Annotated in this window: 1 protein-coding gene; it reads left to right on the forward strand. The window is 48.0% G+C overall.

The genetic code is table 11. From position 1 onward, the window contains the following. The coding region (locus tag HDF16_RS30110; RefSeq protein WP_184224652.1) for an FkbM family methyltransferase at positions 1-1,414 on the forward strand (1,414 nt) is incomplete at both ends.

Raw genomic sequence — 1,414 nt, forward strand, 5'->3', positions numbered from 1 at the left:
ATCGGAGTTGCGGGAGAGTTATACATCGGCGGCGCAGGTGTGGCGCGAGGTTATCTCAACCGGCCGGAGCTGACCGCGGAGAGGTTTCTGCTAAACCCCTTTGTCGACGAACCCGGCGCTCGCATGTACCGCACCGGCGACTTGGCCCGCTGGCTGCCAGACGGCAACATCGAGTTTCTGGGACGCAATGATTTTCAGGTAAAGATCCGAGGCTTCCGCATCGAGCTTGGCGAGATCGAAGCGCAGCTGGCTTCACACCCTGCAGTGCGTGAAGCCATCGTGATAGCCCGCGAAGACAACCCGAACGAGAAGCGTTTGACCGCATACTGCGTGCCTGACGAAATGGAGGCATTCCCAATAATCAAGATTCTCCAGCTAAAAACATCGGAAGCTCTTGATTTAGACAGCCTTTACGATCTGCCAAATGGGATGCAAATTAGTTATCAAAATAAAGCCGAAACCGATTTTCTTTACGACGAGATTTTCACGAATGAAAGCTATCTGCGGCACGGAATCACCATTGGAGAAAACGATTGCATATTCGACGTAGGAGCCAATATTGGCTTATTCACCTTATTTGTGAACAAAATGGCGCCAAATGCCACGATTTATTCATTCGAGCCAATTCCAGATGTTTTTGAAAGTCTGCGCATTAATACATCTATTTATCAACGGTCCCCGAACATCTACAATTGTGGCCTTGCCGAACATTCCGCGATTGCAACATTTACATGGTACAAGCACAGCTCTATCCTATCTAGCCGCTATGCCAACGCCGAAGAAGAGAGATCAACAGTTAAAGCTTTTCTTAAGCAGACCGCGTCGGCATCGCTTGACGAGCAAATGCTTGACAACCTACTTAACGAGCGCCTTCAAGGGGAAAGAATTTCATGTAAGCTTCGGACGCTTTCCTCAATTATTTCTGAGGAAAGCATCTCAAAAATCGATCTCTTGAAAATCGACGTTGAAAAAAGCGAACTGGATGTTCTGCGAGGCATTGAAGAGCAAGACTGGAGCAAAATTCGGCAGATTATTCTAGAAGTTCATGACGCCAACAACCGTTTAGACCTTATAACAACGCTGCTCAGTAGACATGGATTTGAAATTAATATTGATCAAGATGCTTCTTTACGATCAACTGCATTATATAATGTCTACGCCCGAAGGATAAATGATACGCCCCAGGCAAACACCGCTGCATTTCTCAGAAAAAGCTATCCAAAGCTTCAATATTTGAATTTATCCAGCCTTATTGCAAAATTAAAGAGCCATGCGGAACGCTACCTTCCCGAGTACATGGTTCCCGCGGCATATGTTCTGCTGGAAGCTCTTCCCCTCACCCCGAACGGCAAGCTGGATCGTAACGCGCTGCCGGCCCCGGACTCGGACGCTTATGCCACCGGCGTGTACGAGC

Source organism: Granulicella aggregans, assembly GCF_014203275.1.
Taxonomy (GTDB): Bacteria; Acidobacteriota; Terriglobia; order Terriglobales; family Acidobacteriaceae; genus Edaphobacter.